This window comes from Leifsonia sp. A12D58, assembly GCF_047530025.1.
Lineage (GTDB): Bacteria > Actinomycetota > Actinomycetes > Actinomycetales > Microbacteriaceae > Cryobacterium.
The window spans coordinates 113,492-132,391 of the sequence record NZ_JBLJAT010000005.1 but is presented as its reverse complement, the minus strand read 5'-3'; the positions used below and the strand labels follow the sequence as shown (position 1 = coordinate 132,391).

Annotated in this window: 20 protein-coding genes; 13 read left to right on the top strand and 7 right to left on the bottom strand. The window is 62.6% G+C overall.

The genetic code is table 11. From position 1 onward, the window contains the following. Window positions 1-13: 13 nt before the first annotated feature. Window positions 14-1,597 (top strand): amino acid permease, encoded by a 1,584-nt coding sequence (locus ACMT3I_RS13165; protein WP_414804963.1) that lies wholly within the window; start codon window positions 14-16, stop codon window positions 1,595-1,597. 153 nt (window positions 1,598-1,750) lie between these two features. Here the strand turns inward: ACMT3I_RS13165 and ACMT3I_RS13160 are convergent, their stop codons facing one another. Then, window positions 1,751-2,578, bottom strand: a complete 828-nt coding sequence (locus tag ACMT3I_RS13160) for a dienelactone hydrolase family protein (protein ID WP_414804962.1) — start codon at window positions 2,576-2,578, stop codon at window positions 1,751-1,753. Window positions 2,579-2,896: 318 nt separating this feature from the next. Here ACMT3I_RS13160 and ACMT3I_RS13155 point away from each other — a divergent pair, with 318 nt between their 5' ends. Together ACMT3I_RS13155 and ACMT3I_RS13150 are read left to right on the top strand one after the other, a co-directional pair. Continuing rightward, window positions 2,897-4,348, top strand: coding sequence for an aspartate ammonia-lyase (locus tag ACMT3I_RS13155; protein WP_414804961.1), 1,452 nt, complete (start codon window positions 2,897-2,899; stop codon window positions 4,346-4,348). An 82-nt stretch (window positions 4,349-4,430) separates the two neighbouring features. Then, entirely contained in the window at window positions 4,431-5,351 is a 921-nt protein-coding gene (locus ACMT3I_RS13150) for an alpha/beta fold hydrolase (RefSeq protein ID WP_414804960.1), read from the top strand. Between the two features lie 62 nt (window positions 5,352-5,413). On the opposite strand, the gene ACMT3I_RS13145 is transcribed toward ACMT3I_RS13150, so the two are convergent. Both ACMT3I_RS13145 and ACMT3I_RS13140 read right to left on the bottom strand, forming a co-directional pair. Next, on the bottom strand, window positions 5,414-6,157 hold the full coding sequence (locus ACMT3I_RS13145) for a glycosyltransferase family A protein (protein WP_414804959.1): 744 nt from the start codon (window positions 6,155-6,157) through the stop codon (window positions 5,414-5,416). A 190-nt stretch (window positions 6,158-6,347) separates the two neighbouring features. Continuing rightward, window positions 6,348-7,223, bottom strand: coding sequence for a fumarylacetoacetate hydrolase family protein (locus tag ACMT3I_RS13140; protein ID WP_414804958.1), 876 nt, complete (start codon window positions 7,221-7,223; stop codon window positions 6,348-6,350). Between the two features lie 163 nt (window positions 7,224-7,386). Between ACMT3I_RS13140 and gdhA the strand changes: the two genes are divergently transcribed. The 3 genes from gdhA to ACMT3I_RS13125 all read left to right on the top strand — a co-directional run bounded on the left by gdhA (window position 7,387) and on the right by ACMT3I_RS13125 (window position 10,847). Beyond that, complete coding sequence (gene gdhA, locus ACMT3I_RS13135; RefSeq protein ID WP_414804957.1) at window positions 7,387-8,748, top strand: NADP-specific glutamate dehydrogenase; 1,362 nt, start codon at window positions 7,387-7,389, stop codon at window positions 8,746-8,748. 103 nt (window positions 8,749-8,851) lie between these two features. Beyond that, window positions 8,852-10,255, top strand: coding sequence for an FAD-binding oxidoreductase (locus ACMT3I_RS13130; protein WP_414804956.1), 1,404 nt, complete (start codon window positions 8,852-8,854; stop codon window positions 10,253-10,255). A gap of 220 nt (window positions 10,256-10,475) precedes the next feature. Then, a complete protein-coding gene (locus ACMT3I_RS13125; protein WP_414804955.1) occupies window positions 10,476-10,847 on the top strand; it encodes an FKBP-type peptidyl-prolyl cis-trans isomerase in 372 nt (123 codons plus the stop codon). Here the strand turns inward: ACMT3I_RS13125 and ACMT3I_RS13120 are convergent. Continuing rightward, window positions 10,840-11,127 (bottom strand): DUF167 domain-containing protein, encoded by a 288-nt coding sequence (locus ACMT3I_RS13120; RefSeq protein ID WP_414804954.1) that lies wholly within the window; start codon window positions 11,125-11,127, stop codon window positions 10,840-10,842. The two genes, ACMT3I_RS13125 and ACMT3I_RS13120, sit on opposite strands and share 8 nt — an antisense overlap. Before the next feature lie 65 nt (window positions 11,128-11,192). Between ACMT3I_RS13120 and ACMT3I_RS13115 the strand changes: the two genes are divergently transcribed. Further along, on the top strand, window positions 11,193-11,594 hold the full coding sequence (locus tag ACMT3I_RS13115; protein ID WP_414804953.1) for a pilus assembly protein CpaE: 402 nt from the start codon (window positions 11,193-11,195) through the stop codon (window positions 11,592-11,594). Window positions 11,595-11,645: 51 nt separating this feature from the next. Here the strand turns inward: ACMT3I_RS13115 and ACMT3I_RS13110 are convergent, their stop codons facing one another. The 3 genes from ACMT3I_RS13110 to ACMT3I_RS13100 all read right to left on the bottom strand — a co-directional run bounded on the left by ACMT3I_RS13110 (window position 11,646) and on the right by ACMT3I_RS13100 (window position 13,678). Further along, window positions 11,646-12,068 (bottom strand): pyridoxamine 5'-phosphate oxidase family protein, encoded by a 423-nt coding sequence (locus tag ACMT3I_RS13110; RefSeq protein ID WP_414804952.1) that lies wholly within the window; start codon window positions 12,066-12,068, stop codon window positions 11,646-11,648. Between the two features lie 126 nt (window positions 12,069-12,194). Beyond that, the gene (locus tag ACMT3I_RS13105; protein ID WP_414804951.1) at window positions 12,195-12,470 is read right to left on the bottom strand and encodes a protealysin inhibitor emfourin; all 276 of its coding nucleotides are present in this window, start codon (window positions 12,468-12,470) and stop codon (window positions 12,195-12,197) included. Window positions 12,471-12,526: 56 nt separating this feature from the next. Further along, window positions 12,527-13,678 carry a M4 family metallopeptidase gene (locus tag ACMT3I_RS13100; RefSeq protein WP_414804950.1) on the bottom strand — a complete coding sequence of 384 codons (1,152 nt, stop codon included), beginning with the start codon at window positions 13,676-13,678 and terminating at the stop codon, window positions 12,527-12,529. Between the two features lie 104 nt (window positions 13,679-13,782). Here ACMT3I_RS13100 and ACMT3I_RS13095 point away from each other — a divergent pair, with 104 nt between their 5' ends. From ACMT3I_RS13095 to ACMT3I_RS13070, 6 genes are all read left to right on the top strand, one after another. Further along, entirely contained in the window at window positions 13,783-14,691 is a 909-nt protein-coding gene (locus tag ACMT3I_RS13095; RefSeq protein ID WP_414804949.1) for an LLM class flavin-dependent oxidoreductase, read from the top strand. Continuing rightward, on the top strand, window positions 14,688-15,137 hold the full coding sequence (locus ACMT3I_RS13090; RefSeq protein WP_414804948.1) for a PaaI family thioesterase: 450 nt from the start codon (window positions 14,688-14,690) through the stop codon (window positions 15,135-15,137). Before ACMT3I_RS13095 ends, ACMT3I_RS13090 begins: the two co-directional genes overlap by 4 nt. A gap of 589 nt (window positions 15,138-15,726) precedes the next feature. Next, complete coding sequence (rpsO, locus tag ACMT3I_RS13085; RefSeq protein WP_414804947.1) at window positions 15,727-15,996, top strand: 30S ribosomal protein S15; 270 nt, start codon at window positions 15,727-15,729, stop codon at window positions 15,994-15,996. 310 nt (window positions 15,997-16,306) lie between these two features. After that, window positions 16,307-17,089 (top strand): fructosamine kinase family protein, encoded by a 783-nt coding sequence (locus tag ACMT3I_RS13080; RefSeq protein ID WP_414804946.1) that lies wholly within the window; start codon window positions 16,307-16,309, stop codon window positions 17,087-17,089. A gap of 108 nt (window positions 17,090-17,197) precedes the next feature. Continuing rightward, entirely contained in the window at window positions 17,198-18,250 is a 1,053-nt protein-coding gene (locus ACMT3I_RS13075; RefSeq protein ID WP_414804945.1) for an LLM class flavin-dependent oxidoreductase, read from the top strand. 201 nt (window positions 18,251-18,451) lie between these two features. Continuing rightward, window positions 18,452-18,889: a VanZ family protein gene (locus ACMT3I_RS13070; RefSeq protein WP_414804944.1), complete on the top strand. Its 438-nt coding sequence runs from the start codon at window positions 18,452-18,454 to the stop codon at window positions 18,887-18,889. The last annotated feature ends 11 nt before the right edge of the window (window positions 18,890-18,900 follow it).

The following is an 18,900-nucleotide window of genomic DNA, read 5'->3' as shown; positions in this document are numbered from 1 at the left end:
AGAAGGAATCGAGATGGCAAAGGACACACTGCGGGTGTCGGGCGTGACGTACACGACGGCAGAGCATGGATACTTCGAGAAGCGAAAGCTCAAGCGGTCGGCCGGCGTCTGGGGGCTGTGGGGCCTCGCCGTCGCGGCCGTAATCTCCGGCGACTTCTCGGGGTGGAACTTCGGCATCGACTACGCCGGGTTCGGCGGGATGCTTATCGCCTTCGCCCTCCTGATCGTCATGTATTACGGCATGATCTTCTCGATCGGGGAGATGGCCTCTGCCATGCCGCACACCGGCGGTGCCTATTCGTTCTCGCGGGCAGCCATCGGGCCATGGGGCGGCTTCATCACCGGGCTCGCAGAGACGATCGAATACGTCGCGACGACAGCCGTCATCGTGTTCTTCTCTGCCTCGTACGCAGATGGCATCACGAGCGAGTTGCTGGGCTTCTCAATGCCGGCCTGGATCTGGTGGGTGGTTCTCTACCTGATCTTCATCGCGCTGAACACCGCTGGCGCAGCCATCTCCTTCAAATTCGCCATCGTCGTCTCCATCATTTCCATCGGCATCCTGCTGGTGTTCTCCGTCATGGCGGCCTTCACAGGGCACTTCTCGTGGGACAACCTGTTCAACATCGTTCCGGATGCCGGCCAGAGCGCCTTCCTGCCCCACGGTGTGCTGCCCATCCTGTTCGCGCTGCCGTTCGCGATGTGGTTCTTCCTCGGCATCGAAGAGCTGCCGTTGGCCGCCGAAGAGGCGCACGACCCCGTGAAGGACATCCCGCGCGCCGGCCTGTGGGCTCGCGGCACGCTGATCATCACCGGCCTGCTCGTCTTGTTCCTGAACACCGGAATCCTCGGCGCTGACGCCACTGGGACGGCAACGGAGCCCTTGCTTGACGGCTTCAGGGTCATTGTCGGTGACGAGGCCGCTGCCGTGCTCGCCCTCTTCGCCCTGATCGGCCTCTTCGCCTCGCTGCAGGGCATCATGTTCGCCTACGGGCGCAACATGTACTCCCTCTCACGTGCCGGCTACTACCCGAAGTTCCTTTCGCTCACCGGCAAGCGCCAGACGCCGTGGGTCGCCCTGGTCGCCGGTGCCGTGATCGGCTTCGTCGCCCTGGTCGTCGTCGACGTGCTGAGCAGCCTGGATGCCACGGGCGCCGGCGCAGTCGCCGGTGCCATCGTGCTGAACATCGCGGTCTGGGGCGCGGTGCTCGCCTACCTGATGCAGATGGTTTCATTCGTGGTGCTGCGCAGGAAGTACCCCAACGCCAAGCGCCCGTACGTCAGCCCGTGGGGTGTTCCAGGCGCGATCATCGCCGGCCTGTTGTCCGCTGCGATCTTTGTCGGGTTCCTGCTCAACGAGGCATTCCAGCCGGCCATCGTGGCCATCGCAGTGGTGTACGTCGTGATGCTCATCGGCTTTGCGCTCTGGGGTCGCCACCAGCTCATCCTCTCTCCAGAGGAGGAGTACGCGGTTTCAGGTGGCCTGCACGGCGACCCGCAATCAGAAGGCTACGGCGGTGACGTTGAGGAAGAGCTTCTGGGTCTCGACGGTGTCGATGGCTCTGAAGGTTCCGCGGAGGAGCCGGAGAAGGTCTAGCCGGCCAACCCGGCCAACCCGGCCAACCCGGCCAACCCGGCCTGACCAAGCCAGCTCTGTCGAACCGCGCCCGCTAGTGCGGGCGCGGTTTGCCTTGAGGCGCGCGGCCGTGGTCGCGTGTGATCAGGTAGTAGGGGCGCGGCGACGCGACATTCAAGCATCCAGTCGCTCGCGCAGGAACGCGACCACCCGTTCTCTGGCCAGAAGTGCCGGATGCCCCGGAGTCTCTCGAACCTCGCTGGTGAGCACCGAGTGCGCGCGAGTTGAGAACCCGCCGGGGTTGCCCGGCGACGAGTCCAGCTCGATGACCTCGAACGCATCACCCAGGCGCTCCTGAAGTCCGCGAAAACGGGACCGGGGCACAACTGCATCCTCGCTGAATCGCAGCCCGAGCACGCAGAGCTCGCCGCTCGTCGTCCGTTGGATGATGCGGTCGAGTTCTAGGGCTGAGACTGCGGGATCGGCCTGCATCTTCTTGGTGACCGGAAACGGAACCGCAGGCTGACTGACGACGGATGCCAGCACCGAGTCGTCAACCGCGGCAGCCAACGCGAAGCCGCCGGTGAAGCACATGCCGATGACACCGACACCGCGGCCAGGTGTGCGTGCCGCCAGATCCCGGGCGAGAGCACGCAGGTAGTCGGAGATGGGGCGGTGGGCATTGGTGGCGAATGCTCGAAATTCGGCCGAGACGCAGAGCCGCATCACGACGCCAGCGGTGTATCCGGTTGTTGCGCGCCGCCCCGGCTCACCGAATGGCGACGGCACGACAACGGTGAAGCCGGAATCGACCAGGTGCTCGGCAAACCCCAACACCTCTGGAGTCATGCCGGGAATCTCGGGGATGAGCACGACGCCAGGGCCGGTTCCTTTTTCAAAGCAGTCGTATGTGGTGCCTGCGGCGGAGAACGGGCTGCGAACCCAACCCGTCAAATTCGCTTCAGGTGCGTGAGTATGTGTGCCCGTCCGGTCGTCGGCCATGATGCTCCCCTCGTTCTGCTCCAGAGGTGCCCAGAGAGTGGTGCCCCCGAGAATAGACGGCGAAAGCCTGCATGGCGACTATCCGACACGCACGTGCTGCGCGTCGAACGGCCCGGACGCACGAAATGTTGCGTGAGGCGCGAACCTTGCGACAGTCTGCTGCGCTCAGCCCAGTTTTCATGCGTGCATCCCGCGATAGAGTTGATTGGTCAGGAGCTTCGGCTCATCTCAATCGGCAATGGAGCCAGTGTGTCAACCAGCGTGTCAGCAAACCCATCACTTCGATCTGATTCGACTAATTCTGGTCAGGGCCAGGGAATGGAGAGCGTGACTGTGGCTCAGCCCGGCTTCCGCATCGAGCGCGATTCACTCGGACCGCTAGAGATCCCGGATGCCGCCTATTGGGGCGTGCACACCAAACGAGCGATGGACAACTTCCCGATCGCCAAGCGCCCCATTTCTGTATACCCAGATTTCATCGTCGCCCTTGCCTCGGTGAAGCAGGCCTGCGCCAGGGGAAACGCCGAGATCGGAGCCCTCTCGCCGGAGAAGGCGGGCTGGATCGATGCAGCCTGCCAGGACATCATCGACGGCAAGTTCCACGACGAGTTCGTCGTCGGCGTCATCCAGGGTGGCGCCGGTACGTCGACCAACATGAATGCCAACGAAGTCATCTGCAATATTGCGCTCGAACACGCGGGATATGCCAAGGGTCGCTACGACATCCTGAGCCCCATCGACCACGTCAACCGCAGCCAGTCGACGAACGACACATATCCCACGGCAATCAAGATCGCCCTGACGTTCTCACTTCGTCACCTGCTCCGTGAGCTCAAGGCCCTGCAGGGCGCTTTCTCGAACAAGGCAGTCGAGTTCAATCATGTGCTGAAGGTCGGGCGCACCCAGCTTCAGGATGCCGTGCCGATGACGCTCGGCCAGGAGTTCCACGGATTCGCGACGACACTCGGCGAAGACTACGACCGACTCACCGAGGCTGTCTGGTTGCTCGCGGAGATCAACCTCGGAGCGACCGCGATCGGGACGGGTATCACCGCCGATCCCGGGTACGCGGCTGCCGCCATTCGTCACCTCAATGAGATCACCGGGCTGGCTTTGGAAACGGCCCCCGACCTGATCGAATCGACGAGCGACGCCGGTGGATTCATGTCGTTCAGTGCCAACCTCAAGCGCAGTGCCATCAAACTGTCGAAAATCTGCAACGACCTGCGCCTGCTGTCATCCGGCCCTCAGGCTGGCTTCGGCGAAATCAACCTGCCTCCCAAGCAGGCAGGCTCCAGCATCATGCCCGGCAAGGTTAACCCGGTCATTCCGGAGGTTGTCAACCAGGTCGCATTCGCGGTCGCCGGTGCTGATGTCACCGTCACCATGGCGGCAGAAGGAGGCCAGCTGCAGCTCAACGCTTTCGAGCCTGTAATCGCTCACTCCCTGCTGCAGAGCCTGGCTTGGATGACCCAAGCAATGTGGACACTGCGGGTCAATTGTGTCGATGGAATCACGGCAAACGAGGATCACCTCGACGCGATGGTCGGTTCAAGTGTCGGTGTCATCACCGCGCTCATTCCGCACATTGGCTACTCGGCTGCTGCGGCGCTCGCCAAGACGGCGCTGCTCACCGGTCGCAATGTGGCAGACCTCGTTGTCGAGTCGAAGCTGATGACCAGGGAAGACGTGATGCGCGAACTCGAGCCGGCCAGGCTCTCTGGAATGACCGTCGCTACGCCGACAACGTCGATTCCGATCATCGAGTAGTCCTTTTCCAGCTCACCCATCGCTGACGTCGCGGTTGGGGTGAATCCATGGCGATTCACCCCGACCGCGATACGCTGAACGAGTGTCCATCTGGGAGCAATTCCGACTGAACATCGGGGAGAGCACTCGCGAGGAACTCGCGCTGCGTGATACCGCGTTGCCAGATCTCGACTGGACAATCTTTCCGCCAGACGCTGTCCGCTCCACGTTTGATGCACCGAGCGGCTCGCTTTCTGTCATCTCTATTGGGCAGCCTGAAGCGCCGCGAGTCGTGCTCGTGCCCGGTGTGACCGGTTCGAAGGAAGACTTCGTGTTGCTCGCGCCGTTATTGGCAAATGCTGGCTATTTCGTGCAGAGCTACGATCTGGCCGGTCAGTATGAATCCGCCCTTGCCGGGCCGACAGGCACCGAGCAATACAGCTACGACCTCTTCGTCATTGATCTGATCGCTTTTCTGGAGAGTGGATCGACTCCGGCACACGTACTCGGCTATTCATTCGGGGGAATCATTGCCCAGATCGCGCTCGCTCAGCGTCCCGATCTGTTTGGGACGCTTGCCCTGATGAGTGTTCCGCCTCGCTCTGGGCAGTCGTTCAGCGGGGTGCGTTGGATCGGGCCGATCAGCTATGTAATCTCCGCCCGCGGTATCGCCAGCCTGATGGTCTGGGGCATCGTCACGAATAAAAACAAGGTGCCGCCTGGGCGGCTTGATCTGGTGCGGATGCGCTTCTCGTACACGAGTCGCCGGAGTATTGACGACATCACCCTGCTGATGAAACACGTTCCTGACTCCAGCGTCGACGTTCGTTCGAGCAAGGTTCCTCTGCTCATCGCGGTCGGCCATCACGACCTGTGGCCCATCGATCAGCACCGGGAGTTCGCTACCAGAATCAATGCCGAATTTCGGGTCTATCCGACCGGCCACAGCCCGTGCGAAACGACCCCGCATCTGCTGGCATACGATCTGATCGAGCTATTCCACCGGACACCAATTACACCTTGAGCGCGTCTATGGGGCGTGGAGCGCTGTATCGCTCGTGAACCGAGCACACCCAAGCGACCGGTTCACGCGGTGCGGCGATCGCGTTCATCTGAAACGATGCGGGTCGCTCGCTTGATTGCAGCGCGATGCCAGGGCGTTTGCTCCGGATGCATCGCGAAGGTTCGGTACGCCCAGATGAGCCTTCGGCTGAAACCACTCCAGGTGCTGAACGGTCTGGCCGAGATCCCAACGCGGAGCGACGGTTCGTACGCCACGATGACGTTCGGGTCGAGGTGCAGGCTCAGATCAAGATCGTCGTGGATGTCGCCACGATTGCGGTGCACGTGGTCGCGTACATCGAGCCAGATCGCCTTGCGCATTGCAAAGTTTGAGCCGAAAATCGGCGACTGCGTCAGCCAGAGGTTCACCGTGTGAAAGAAGCCCCCGATATAGAGAGTCTCACCGAGAAATGCAACGACCATGTTGCAGTCGTAGAAGTCGCCAGGGCCGGTGATCACGTCGATCTCCGGTGACAACGTGAGTTCGGCTTCGATATGCATGAGCCAGTCGATCGGAGGAATTGAATCGGCATCCAGACGGGCGATAACGTCGCCGGATGCCGCGTCATATCCGGCAGCTGCCGCCGGCCAGATGCCCTGGAGTGGCTCGAAGATCACGGTGGCCCCCGCCGCCGCGGCCACGGCGGCAGTGTCATCGGTTGAGGCGTTGTCGACGACGACGATCTCATCGGCTGGCCGAAGCTGGGCGGCGAGTGCGTCGAGAGCCCGTGCGAGCATCTCGGCGTCATTCCATGCAGGAATCACCACCGAAATTCGTAGCATCCTCTGCCTCCTCCCCACCTGCGGCAGCAGAATGAACCTCAGCCTACGCTCGTAGCGAGCCAAAGTAGAGGGTGAACCCGACGCCTGCGCATGTCACACGTTCTGCTCTGATGTTGCGCGGCGCTAGCCCGAGTTAGAAGGCTGGATGCTGCGATTCCAGTCGCGAACCCGCCGGCTAGATCTCGCGGCAGTATGTGGTGAGGTAGCCGATCTTGTCGACGGAGACGGTGACGGTCGAGCCGTCGCGAAGGAAGACCTGCGGCTTGCGGCTGTAACCGGCGCCGCCGGGGCTTCCCGTCGAAATCAGTGTGCCGGGCAGCAGGGTCGATGTGCTCGAGAGGAACGCAATGATCTCTGCAACAGTGCGAACCATGTCGCCGCTGGAAGCATCCTGCAGGATGCGTCCGTCGACGTGGGTGGTCAGCCAGAGATTCTGAGGGTCACCGATTTCATCAGCTGTCACGACGATCGGGCCCGTCGGAGTGAAGCCGTCGAATGACTTGCAGCGTGACCACTGAGCTTCGGAGAACTGAAGGTCTCTGGCGGTGATGTCGTTGACGACGGTGTAGCCGAAGACGTAGTCGAGTGCGTTTTTGACCGAGACGTTGCGGGCAGCGCGACCGATAATGACACCCACCTCTGCCTCGTAGTCGACCTGCGTAGCGAGGTCCTTCGGCCAGGTCACCGTCGACTCATGGCCGGTCAGCGAGTTCGGCCAGAGCGAGAACACCGTTGCCGCAGTCTCAGAGCGCAGCTTCAATTCTGACGAGTGCGCAGCGTAATTCGCCCCGATCGCGATGATTTGCGGCGGACGAAGCACGGCTGAAGAGTGGCGTAGTTCCTCAATGGGGGTGAGCGAGATGCTGTTGGCCCGCGCGTTGTCGACGTGAGCGCGGACACGCTCGAACCCGGCATCGCCCTGTTCGAGCATCTCCTGGAGGTCGCGAGGGGCGTCTTCCATCACCTCGTCAAGGAAGAGCGCGGCGTCTCCTATCGTCACGGCAAGACGTGGGGTGGACTGACCTTCAACTCTGAGATGCGCAAACTTCACCTCTCTAGGCTAGCGGGGTGCCTTCAATTCGCTGGTGTGCCACACATCACAACGGGCGACGCCGGGCGTTGGAGACATCAGCGCAGAGCTGAGCAGCACTCATCAAGCGCTCAAAATGTGGCAGTAGTCTTGAACCTTCCGTTCCCATCAGGAAGACGCGCCAATGAACTCGCTAGACCCTGCAATCCAGCCCATTTTCGACAGTGTTCTTCGACGCAACGCTGGCGAGGTGGAGTTTCACCAGGCGGCACGCGAGGTGTTCGAGTCCCTCGGTCGTGTTGTGGCCAGGCACCCGCAGTATGCGGAAGCGTCAATCCTGCAGCGCATCTGCGAGCCGGAACGCCAGATCATCTTCCGAGTGCCGTGGACTGACGATGCTGGTCGCGTGCAGATCAACCGCGGCTTCCGTGTCGAATTCAACTCGGCGCTCGGCCCGTTCAAGGGCGGACTCCGCTTCCACCCGTCGGTGACGCTGGGCACCGTCAAGTTCCTCGGGTTCGAGCAGATCTTCAAGAACGCACTCACCGGAATGCCCATCGGTGGCGGCAAGGGCGGCAGCGACTTCGACCCCAAGGGTCGGTCAGACGCCGAAGTCATGCGCTTCTGCCAGTCGTTCATGACTGAGCTATACCGTCACATCGGTGAGTACACCGACGTTCCGGCCGGCGACATCGGTGTCGGTGGCCGCGAGATCGGCTACCTGTTCGGTCAGTACAAGCGCATAACCAACCGCTTTGAATCCGGTGTTCTTACCGGCAAGGGCGTCGGCTGGGGCGGATCGCGCGCCCGCACAGAAGCCACCGGCTACGGCACCGTCTTCTTTGCTGAGCAGATGCTCGCCACCCGCGGATCTAACTTCGACGGCGCTCGTGTTCTCGTGTCAGGGTCGGGCAACGTTGCGATCTATGCCATCGAGAAGGTGCACCAGCTCGGCGGCACCGTCGTTGCGTGCTCCGACTCGACGGGCGTCGTCTACGACAAGGACGGCCTCGACATCGAACTGCTGCGCGAGATCAAGGAGAACCGCCGCGGGCGCCTCTCCGAGTACGCGGAGCTTCGTGGCGACGCATCCGAGTACCGCGCAGGTGGCAACATCTGGTCGATTGCAGCTGAAACCACGATCAATGTTGCACTGCCGTGCGCAACCCAGAATGAGCTTCACGCAGCGGATGCCGAGCTGCTCGCGGCTAACGGCGTAAGCGCCGTTGCCGAGGGTGCCAACATGCCGTGTACTCCTGAAGCTGTCCACGTCTTCGTTGAGGCCGGCATCCTGTTCGCACCGGGCAAGGCAGCCAACGCCGGTGGCGTGGCTACGTCCGCCCTGGAGATGCAGCAGAACGCCTCACGCGACTCGTGGACCTTCGAGCACACCGAGGAGCGTCTCGCCGAGATCATGCGCAACATCCACGAGAGCTGCGCCACCACAGCTGAAGAGTATGGCGAGCCGGGAAACTACGTCCTGGGTGCCAACATCTCGGGCTTCACTCGGGTAGCGGATGCCATGCTCGCGCAGGGTGTTATCTAAGAACTGACAGCAGTCATTCGGGCGCTCTGCCCGACGAGTCCCTTCGGGTGCGCGTCGGACAGGGCGTCCTATGTCGTGTGCAATCCCGTGTAATTTAGCGATCATGTCTGCCGAATTCCTCACCCGCCTCCGCACCCAGTTACCGACAAGCGTCAGCACCGATCAGCAGGAGCTCGCTGCCAGCAGGGTCGACAAATCCGGCTGGGTCGCAGACGGCACTCCTCTTGCCATCGTGCACGCGCGATCGATCGCCGATGTGCAGCAGACCCTTCGCCTGGCCACCGAATTCCGCATACCTGTGGTCACTCGTGGGGCCGGCACCGGACTCGCCGGGGGAGCGTGTGGTGGCGGCGGCTCAATCGTGCTGAGCGTTGCCGGAATGAACCGCATCCTGGAGATCAGGCCAGAAGACGAACTGACGGTCGTCGAGCCAGGTGTCATCAACCAGGATTTGAACGACGCGCTCGCCGAGCACGGATTGTGGTTCGCGCCCGACCCGGCAAGCAAGGCGATTTCAAGCGTGGGTGGCAACATCGCCACCAACGCCGGGGGATTGCTCTGCGCCAAGTACGGCGTGACGAGAGAAGCCGTGCTGGGCTTGAAAGTGGTCCTGGCCGACGGTCGGCTGCTGGAGATGGGCCACCGCACGGTCAAGGGTGTCACCGGCTACGACCTCACCGCTTTGATGACAGGCTCCGAGGGCACGCTCGGTGTCATCGTCGAAGCGACTGTGCGCACGCGCAGAGTTGTGCAGGGCACCACGGTGACCCTCGGCGCGGTGTTCCCCGACGTGACGACCGCTGCGGCGGCATCCGCTCAATTGATTGCAGGCGGTGTGGGACCGGCAGTGATGGAGCTGCTTGATCCTGTCGCTCTCGCCGCGATCGCCGGGTACCTCGGCGCAGACGGCACAGCCGGACTGCCGATCGATGGTGGAGCATTCCTGCTCGTTCAGACAGATGGGGCAGCAGCTGTTGCAGAAGCCGAGCTGGCGTACGAACTGCTCACCGCGAGCGGTGGCGTGACACGCATGTCGACGGATGCCGCCGAAGGGGAACGGCTGCTCGCCATCCGTCGGGCGTGCCACCCGGCCCTCGCCGCGCTCGGCGAGGTGCTGATCGAGGATGTCAGCGTGCCGCGTTCGCGCATGGCCGAGATGTTCGAGGCGATCGCCGAGATCAGCGCCAGAACCGGCATCGCGATCCCGACAGTTGCGCACGCCGGTGACGGCAACCTGCACCCGAACTTCGTGATTCAGGTCGACCCAGCACGACCCGTCGACGCTCCTGTCGTACCCGAGGAGATCTGGGAAGCAGCCAGCGAGCTCTTCCGTGCCGCGCTGGCCCTCGGCGGAACGCTGACGGGGGAGCACGGTGTCGGGATCCTGAAGCGTCGCTGGCTCAAGGAGGAGTTGGGCGATACGAGCTACGAACTCCAGCGCCAGTTGAAAGCGGTGTTTGATCCTCTGGGCATCTTGAATCCTGAGGCCATGTTCGAAGGATCGTAACGGGCTCGACGAGTGCGTTTTCTCCGCGAGAGGAGTGCACAGAGACGAAACAGAGACGAAGTCGTTAACGGGAAGAACTCGCCGCCCGGTGGTGTGGCACTGCCTACGACTCTCCCGGGTCAACGAGTTCATCTGTTAACAGACTGCACCCGACGTACCGTTCGCGCAAGGATGAATTTTGGGTTGTGCGTTTTGCGCGTACATCCGGTTGGATGGATACATGACTGATTTGAATTCAAAGCCAGAAATTGACGCACCCGAGGGACCGGCGCCCGAGGGACTCGAAATCGTTGACATCGTCGTAGGCGATGGCGCGGAAGCAACACCGGGCGCAACGGTAGACGTTCACTACCTGGGCGTTGCGTACGACTCAGGCGAGGAGTTCGACTCGTCGTGGGGCCGTGGCCAGTCCATCAACTTCCCGCTCGACCGCCTGATTGCCGGCTGGCAGCAGGGTATCCCGGGTATGAAGGTCGGTGGCCGTCGCAAGCTCGTCGTTCCGCCGCACCTGGCATACGGACCCGCCGGTTCAGGCCACCAGCTGAGTGGCCAGACGCTGATCTTCGTGATCGACCTGCTGGGCGTCAGCTAACAACCCGAACCTGTTTTACCCGCGCGGCGTGGCCACGGATGATGCTGACAGCACTCCGGGCCACGCCGTAGTGCGTTGCAAGCACACGGATGAGCGCATCATTTGCCGCGCCGTCCACTGCGCGTTCCTGCAGATAAACGGTTACCTCAGGCTCAGCGAGTCGTGACGACACAGCCGCTGCCCCAGATACGGATTCGGCATCCGCAGGCATGGTCGAAACGACCAGCGGCCCCTTGCGGCTGCCCGGCTTCACACGCACAGTCAGGTTTAGCGTCGTCATCCTGCCGATTGTTTCAGACTCGACTCGGTATTCCCTTCTGGCGCGAAGCGCGCTGATAATGGGGGATGATCTCGACTGAATTGGCACGTGAACTGCGGTTGTCCGGTCTGGTGTGGAGGCCGACCGCAGGTGACGCATTCCGAATTGAACGCACCGAGCTGGAGAGCGATGTCTTCACGGTGAGCGATATGACAATCGAACCTCATGAGTTCGACACCGGTACGATCCTCGGGTTCAACGGCACCACGGAGTGGGCACTCGACTCGCTCGCCCTCGAAGATGCACTGTGGTTACCCCGCGAAGACCAGCTGCGCGAGCTGCTTGGCGCTGGCTTCCACTCGCTGACTCGACTCGATGATGAGTCGTTTGAGGTGCATGTGGTGCGTGGCGGCTCGGCATCCTTCATCGCGAGCGATCCAGCGGATGCCTACGCTGCAGCCGTGTTATCGGCGCTCGTGCCTCGGTAACTGTGCGTCAATAGCGTCGCGTCAGCAGCGCTGTTTCACGACCGCGCCTGCTTAGTAACGCTCAGGTTCCGGCCCCAGGTTGAAGCGGCGCCCCGTGATCTCAGTCGGATCGATTTCGACGAAGATGTACTTCAACGTCGGGATCAGCGGAGTCAGCGGTAACTCGTTGATCGAATCGATCTCTGGCTGCTTCTCGATGATGCGCGCCGTGCCCTTGATGACAACGCTCCACGCCTGATCATTTCCAACTCCATCGGCCTCAAGCGCCACCTTCTGGTTGACGACGAGGGCGAGAAGTTTGGTGCCCTCAGCGCTCCGGAAGTACACCTTGCGGTCAGCAGTGACGAAATTGATCGGGAAGATGTCTGGTTCGCCACCGACGCTGACGCCGAGCCGTCCCAGACTGGTCGAGAGCAGGGCCTCCCAGCAGGCATCTTCAGAGAGCACTTCAACGGGTCCTGAGTCGATTTCCATACCGCCCATGGTGGCACGCCGCGCAGATGTCGACATCCGATCATGGGTAAGTGTCGGCACTCGGCGTGTCGTTAGCGTCACTCTCAGCGAGAGAACGGATGTATGAGCTTCGAGAGAGCGGATGCGTTAGGTCGCTGAGTCGCGGTTGGCTGCGCGTACGCGGTCAACCAGTTCTCGCCACTGCCCGGATAGCTGGGGTTCAGCAAGAACCACTTCGTGTGGTGCGCAACGGATGCGATAGACGTATCGATCGGGTTCGGGCGCTTGCTGTGGGGTGTCATCCCAGGGCAGCGCTGCCAGGAGGTCTCGCCAGTCGGGCGCATCGGGTTGTTCATCGATTCGAACTTCCCACACCGTGCGCATCCCGGCGATCCCGCCGCTGCGCGACACCACGACCCTCATGCCGAGATGCTACCTCGCTTTGCTGCCGTCACCCCGACCCGAACGGACAGCGCCGGTCACGTGATCAGCTGCTCTTCACCGGAGGCGACGAATTGCGCGAGCGGAATGCCCACTGAGTTCCATGCTGCGATCACTGCATCTCGCTCGGGCGATCCATCGCCATATCTGTCAGTGGCGGCAGCGACGGTGGCCGCGGCAAATCCGGCGAAGTCGACCGTTGCTGACAGCGTCGAGGACGTCAGCGTGTCGTACCAAATCTGCCCGGGGGCCTCCCACGCATAACCCCCGAGTGCTTCAGCGACGAGGTAGAAGGCATGGTTCGGGATACCCGAATTAATGTGCACGCCTCCGTTGTCATCGGCTGTGACAACAAAGTCGGCCATATTCGCCGGCTGGGGATCCTTGCCGAGAACGTCGTCGTCATATGCGGTGCCCGGGGCCTTCAGCGACCGCAATGCCGCCCCCTGCACGGCGGGCGTGAAGAGCCCCTCGCCGATAAGCCAGCTGGCCTCTGCGCTGTTCTGCGTGTGGGCATGCTGTTCAACAAGCGCCCCGAAAACATCGGAGACGGACTCGTTGAGTGCACCAGACTGGCCGCGGTATTCGAGGTTTGCCGTGAACTGTGTGACGCCATGGGTGAGCTCGTGTCCGATCACGCTCAGCGACGCCGTGAATCGTGTGAAAACCTCTCCATCCCCGTCGCCGAACACCATGCGCTCGCCGTTCCAGAACGCGTTGTCATATTCGATGCCGTAATGCACTGTTGCGTCGAGCGGCAATCCTGCCCCGTCGATTGATGCGCGTGAAAATGCGTCGAGAAACATCGTGAAGGTATATCCGAGGCCGTCGTAGGCCTCAGTGACGGCGATGTCAGACGTTGCAGGCTCTCCTTCACTGCGCACCAGGGTGCCAGGTAACGTCTCGCGGCCGGCGGCATCGAAGATGCTCCGCTGCGGAGTGGACGTGAGTTGTGCGCCCTGAGTCGACGTCGTCGAGATGATTTGTTGCTGCACCTGCTGCACCTGCTGCACCTGCCGCACCTCCCTCATCGGGCGATCGTGCAGGAGTGATCGTCTGGCCGCCAATGCCGCGGCTTGAAACTTCGGATCGTTCACGGTGGCGAGCCGCGCTAACAGGTATGGGGGAACAATGCCGCAGATGTGCCCGGTGTGCGGTTGACGAGATGCTGAGCTCTGAATGCCTGACATGGCGTGAGTCTGCCACCCACGACCGACAGTGCGGAAGTGAAATAGCCAAATGACCGACAGAACGATCGGGGCGAAGCGGATGTGCGCATCCGTAGACTCGCACTATGCGTTATGGAATCACGATTCTCCCGCAAGACTCCTGGGCCGAGGCCCGCCGAAAGTGGGTAGGTGCCGAGGACCTCGGCTTCGACCACGCCTGGACTTACGATCATCTGTCCTGGCGCACCCTGGCCGATGAGCCCTGGCACGCGACAACGACGACGCTGGCCGCCGCCGCAGTCGTGACGAGCCGGATCACGCTCGGTACCTTTGTCTCGTCACCCAACTTCCGGCATCCGGTACCGTTCGCCAAGGAAGTTGCGACGATCGACGACATCTCCGGCGGACGTTTCCTGCTTGGCATCGGATCGGGCGGCACCGGGTTCGACGCCTTCGTGCTCGGACAATCCGAATACACACCGGCCGAGCGCCACGCACGTTTTGCCGAGTTCGTGGCGGGGCTGGATGAGCTGCTGCGGCATGAGGCGCCCGGTTCTGGCGGCATCAGTTTCACCGGGGACTGGTTCACTGCCGTGAACGCCCGCATGGTCGGGGTGCCCGCGCACTTGCCCCGCGTTCCTTTCGTCATTGCAGCGAACGGGCCGAAGGGTCTGGGGCTGGTCTCCACGTTCGGCGACGGCTGGGTGACGACGGGCAAGGATGGCGCCGTCGGCGATGAATGGTGGAGCGCGGTTGCCGTTCTCGTGCGTCGCCTTGAGGACGCGGCTGTCATGGCGGGGCGCGATCCAGCAACGATCGATCGCTATCTGTCCCTCGACAGCGGTGGCGGGTACTCGCTGAGTAGCCTCGGCGCCTTCGACGAGGCCGTCGGGCGCGCTGCCGAACTCGGTTTCACGGATGTCATCAGCCATTGGCCGCGCGCCGATGGCATCTACGCCGGCTCGGAGTCGGTGCTCGAAGAGGTGGCCGCGCGACTGCAGAAGCCAGAGACGAACAAGGGAGTTGACCAATGACGCTTGTCGATGAAGTCGGGCACGGACTCACTGGTTTGGAACAGCTGCAGGCGCTGATCGCGTCAGGTCGACGACCTGGCATCGCCGAGTCTCTCGACTTTCAGCTGGTCGAGGTCGGTGACGGCACCGCAGCGTTCGAGGGAGTACCGGGGCACCACGCCTATAACCCAATCGGTACCGTGCACGGGGGATATGCCGCCACCATGCTCGACAGTGCCTGTGGCTGCGCCGTGCACTCGAAGCTCACAGCGATCCAGGGGTACACCACACTCGAGCTGAAGGTGGCGTATCACCGGCCAATGACTGCCGACACCGGACTGGTGCGGGCCGAGGCCAAGCTGCTCTCATTCGGCAGGCGGGTGGCATTTGCCGAGGCGACGGTGACGGATGCCGCCGGTCGTCTCTACGCGAGCGCGACATCCACTTTGCTTATCTTCGATCGCTGAGATTACGGCCGGATCACCGGTCGAAGTAGGACGGCGACGGTATCCGTCAACTGATCAACAATCACCAGAATCGCACTGAGGTGCGAGCGGCAACCGTCGTGAGAAACGCCAGTGCCTACCTCAGTTCTCCAGGCCGAGAGGGCCATTGCCGCGACGTCGGCCGAAGGTGCGTGTTTGCTCCATATCCGCTTTCTGTTTGCCTTCAAAGGCCAACGTGGGCGGTCGAACGGAGCAAAGTTTAAGTGCAGGTATCCCCGGCTGCGTGATCCCCCCAGAGTGCCGGAGATGGATGGTTGTGGCGTCGACGGTCGGGTCGCCGACGCCACACGATTCGGACCCCACACGATTGGGCTTGACGGGCACGGGCGGGGCGTCCTCTGCTTGTCAGTTGCTTCGAGTTCTGCAAGCCAAACGGTCTTCGCGACAACGGGCGCACGCACCGCTGAATGATCTGCTGATGCAGGGGAGGGGTGGTGCCCCGCGGTTTCTGCTAAACTCGTGAAGTTGCCGTCAAGTCGGCCGCGGATAAAGAGAGCCCAGGCATTTCCGCCCCGGGCACCGCGCAGTGAACAGAAAGGGGATCCCATCTATGGCACTCGAAGCTAATGCTAAGAAGGCGATCATCGAAGAATACGCTACCCACCCAGGTGACACCGGATCCCCCGAGGTTCAGATTGCAATGCTCACGCAGCGCATCAAGGACCTCACCGAGCACCTCAAAGAGCACAAGCACGACCACCACTCGCGTCGTGGCCTGCTTCTGCTGGTTGGTCAGCGTCGTCGTCTGCTCGGATACCTTTCCGACGTCGACATCGCCCGTTACCGCTCGCTTATCGAGCGTCTCGGACTGCGTCGCTAGTCGCATTCGAAACGGGAGATTTTCGCTGATAACGCGAACTTCTTGAGACGGGTCGTCACCTTCGGGTGGCGGCCCGTTTTTGCGTTGTGGCTCGACGGCGCGTGCCGGTCTGTTGCTGGTCTGTTCTGCTGCATAACTCCTGCAATTCGCAGTTGGGCTCGGCGAGTTCCCCGGAATTCCGCGGCGGTTGCCTGTGGGAATCGCAATCTGCAGGAGTTATGCAAACGGGCGGAGACCCACGTGCGGGAGCAAGGAGCAGCTGCGGCGTGAAAGCCTCGACAAGGGGCAGCGCCCGGAGCAGAGTGAAGTCATGAACAAGCAGCTTCAGTTCGTGAAGAAACGCACCGATGCGCCGCCGCGCTTCTTTGAAGCCGAAGCCGCCGGCCTGGCCTGGCTCGCCGATGCACACGGCGCGAACGGCGCGAACGTCGCATCGGTGATCGATGTGAAGCCGGGTCATCTGGTCATCGCGCATATCGAAGAGGTGGAGCCCACAGCGGATGCCGCCCGCAACTTCGGTGCGGCCCTCGCCGTCACCCACGCGGCAGGTGCCGACGCATTCGGCGCACCGCCAGACGGGTGGGATGGGCCGCTCTACATCGGCAACCGGCAGCTGCCCGTTGCCCACGAAACCACCTGGGGGCCTTTCTACGCCCGCGATCGGGTGCTGCCGTATCTCGAGATCGCGGCCGAAGTCGGATCCATCTCCGAACACGGAGCGCAGCTCGTGCGCGACGCCTGCGCGCTCATCGCCACCGGTGAATTCGACGATGACGAGCCGCCGGCCAGACTGCATGGCGACCTCTGGAATGGCAACGTGCTGTGGTCTCCAGACGGCGTTGTCCTGATCGATCCCGCAGCTCACGGAGGGCATCGCGAAACTGACCTGGCGATGATGGTCTTGTTCGGCTGCCCGCACCTCGGCGCCATTCTGGGCGGATACGAATCGGTGCTGCCGCTTCGCCCACTGTGGAGGGAGCGGATTCCGCTGCATCAGCTGCACCCACTCGCCGTGCACGCAGCCGGGCACGGTCCGAGCTATGGCATCGCGCTGGCCGAAGCCGCCGAGAAAGTGCTAGCGCTCGCCGACTGAGCTGGCGGAGTTGGCGGAGTTGGCGGAGCTGTCGGGCCCGCCGTCCGAGTTCGTCGGACTCGCCGACAGCATGGAATAACCGACGACTGCGGAGGGTTGCCTTCAAGGATGACTACACAGCTTGCTCTCTCAGTACTCGACCTCATTCCCGTTCGCACCGGCCAGACCTCCGCACAGGCGCTCACCGCGTCAATCGGCCTGGCGCAGCGCGCAGACGCGCTCGGTTTTGAGCGATATTGGGTGGCCGAGCACCACAACATGGCGGCTGTCGCCTCGACGAACCCGCCCGTGCTCATCGGGATCCTTGCGTCCCGTACCGAGCGCATCCGCCTCGGCTCCGGCGGCGTCATGCTGCCGAACCACTCGCCCCTGATCATCGCCGAGCAGTTCGCCCTGCTTGAGGCCGCATTCCCCGGCCGCATCGACCTCGGTCTCGGCCGCGCTCCGGGCAGCGACCCCGTGATCAGCGCGCTGCTGCGCTCCAGCGGTGCCGTCAGCGAAGTGGATGCCTTCCCGCGCAACATCGGCGACATCACCGCGCTGTTGCACCCGGATGGCGCCAGCCTCGAACTGACGAGCGGTCGCACCTACGAACTTCACGCAACGCCGATCGCCACCTCGGTACCAGAGGTCTGGCTGCTCGGTTCCAGCGAATACTCGGCCCACCTCGCCGCAGAGCGCGGCATGCCGTACGTGTTCGCCAACCACTTCTCAGGCGACAGCACGACGACAGCACTCAACATCTACCGACGCGAATTCACGCCGTCTGAGACGCTGGCCGCCCCGCGCACCTTCCTCACGCTCAACGCGTCGGTTGCAGATACCGCAGACGAGGCATACGCTCTGGCGCTGCCGCAGATGCAGCAGATGGCCAGGCTGCGCAGCGGACTCCCGCTCGGACCACTCGCCACCGTCGAAGAGGCGTTGGCGACCGAGCTGGCTCCGACCCAGGCCGAACTCGTGAAGCGGATGTCAGCCAGCTGGGTGATCGGCGATGCCGCAGGTGCCGCAGCCCAGGTGCGCGATCTTGCCGCGAAGTTCGGTGTCGACGAAGTCATGCTGCAGCCGATCGCGTCTGCTCACGCTGACGCTGACCTGACGGTATCCCCGGCCCGAGTTCGGACCATCGAGTTGCTCGCGGAGCAACTGCTCGCGAGCTGAGTGCACTAGTCATGAAAACAGGAATCCGGTCACGTGAGAGCGTGATCGGTCCTGTTTCTGGTCGCAAATCGCTGTTTCGTCCTGTTTTGGGTGCGGGTATCAGGGGCGGCAGCGGCTACAGGATGCGGATGCCACGTGCGGGTGAGCGACGCATGACGCCCGCATTCGACGCTGCAGCCTGTTATCGGGCACGATAGAACGATGCCCCGTCGCCGTAGCCGCACCCGTGCCCGCGTGTTCCTTACAGTCGGCACTGCCCTGTACCTCGCGTTCGTCGCGTGGGTGACGCTCGGTCCGCAGCCGCTCGACGACGATGGCACCAGTTGGCTCAGAACGCTGACTGGCAGCTTCGCAGGCAACTCGGCAACAGCGTGGATCACCTACGACGTTGTCGAGTTCACCGCGAACATCGCGATGTTCGTGCCACTCGGTTGGCTGTTCCTGTCGTTGCTCGGCGCCAGACGCTGGTGGCTTGCCCTTCTCTTCGGCATCATCTTCACCTGTTTTATCGAGTTCTTCCAGCAATTCCTGCCGACCCGCGTACCCGATCTTCGCGACATCATCGCGAACAGCCTCGGCGCGACCATCGGAGTCGGTATCGGGCTCGCGATTATCGGCGTCCGCTCGTCGCGCCGCTAGCGTCCGACACA

Coding starts and splice junctions, on each gene's coding strand:
- ACMT3I_RS13155 (WP_414804961.1), top strand. CDS start 2,897: ATGGAGAGCGTGACTGTGGCTCAGCCCGGCTTCCGCATCGAGCGCGAT.
- ACMT3I_RS13115 (WP_414804953.1), top strand. CDS start 11,193: ATGATCTCGACTGAATTGGCACGTGAACTGCGGTTGTCCGGTCTGGTG.
- ACMT3I_RS13125 (WP_414804955.1), top strand. CDS start 10,476: ATGACTGATTTGAATTCAAAGCCAGAAATTGACGCACCCGAGGGACCG.
- ACMT3I_RS13120 (WP_414804954.1), bottom strand. CDS start 11,127: ATGACGACGCTAAACCTGACTGTGCGTGTGAAGCCGGGCAGCCGCAAG.
- ACMT3I_RS13095 (WP_414804949.1), top strand. CDS start 13,783: ATGCGTTATGGAATCACGATTCTCCCGCAAGACTCCTGGGCCGAGGCC.
- ACMT3I_RS13130 (WP_414804956.1), top strand. CDS start 8,852: ATGTCTGCCGAATTCCTCACCCGCCTCCGCACCCAGTTACCGACAAGC.
- rpsO (WP_414804947.1), top strand. CDS start 15,727: ATGGCACTCGAAGCTAATGCTAAGAAGGCGATCATCGAAGAATACGCT.
- ACMT3I_RS13165 (WP_414804963.1), top strand. CDS start 14: ATGGCAAAGGACACACTGCGGGTGTCGGGCGTGACGTACACGACGGCA.
- ACMT3I_RS13080 (WP_414804946.1), top strand. CDS start 16,307: ATGAACAAGCAGCTTCAGTTCGTGAAGAAACGCACCGATGCGCCGCCG.
- ACMT3I_RS13075 (WP_414804945.1), top strand. CDS start 17,198: ATGACTACACAGCTTGCTCTCTCAGTACTCGACCTCATTCCCGTTCGC.
- ACMT3I_RS13100 (WP_414804950.1), bottom strand. CDS start 13,678: ATGTCAGGCATTCAGAGCTCAGCATCTCGTCAACCGCACACCGGGCAC.
- ACMT3I_RS13160 (WP_414804962.1), bottom strand. CDS start 2,578: ATGGCCGACGACCGGACGGGCACACATACTCACGCACCTGAAGCGAAT.
- ACMT3I_RS13090 (WP_414804948.1), top strand. CDS start 14,688: ATGACGCTTGTCGATGAAGTCGGGCACGGACTCACTGGTTTGGAACAG.
- ACMT3I_RS13110 (WP_414804952.1), bottom strand. CDS start 12,068: ATGGAAATCGACTCAGGACCCGTTGAAGTGCTCTCTGAAGATGCCTGC.
- ACMT3I_RS13070 (WP_414804944.1), top strand. CDS start 18,452: ATGCCCCGTCGCCGTAGCCGCACCCGTGCCCGCGTGTTCCTTACAGTC.
- ACMT3I_RS13105 (WP_414804951.1), bottom strand. CDS start 12,470: ATGAGGGTCGTGGTGTCGCGCAGCGGCGGGATCGCCGGGATGCGCACG.
- gdhA (WP_414804957.1), top strand. CDS start 7,387: ATGAACTCGCTAGACCCTGCAATCCAGCCCATTTTCGACAGTGTTCTT.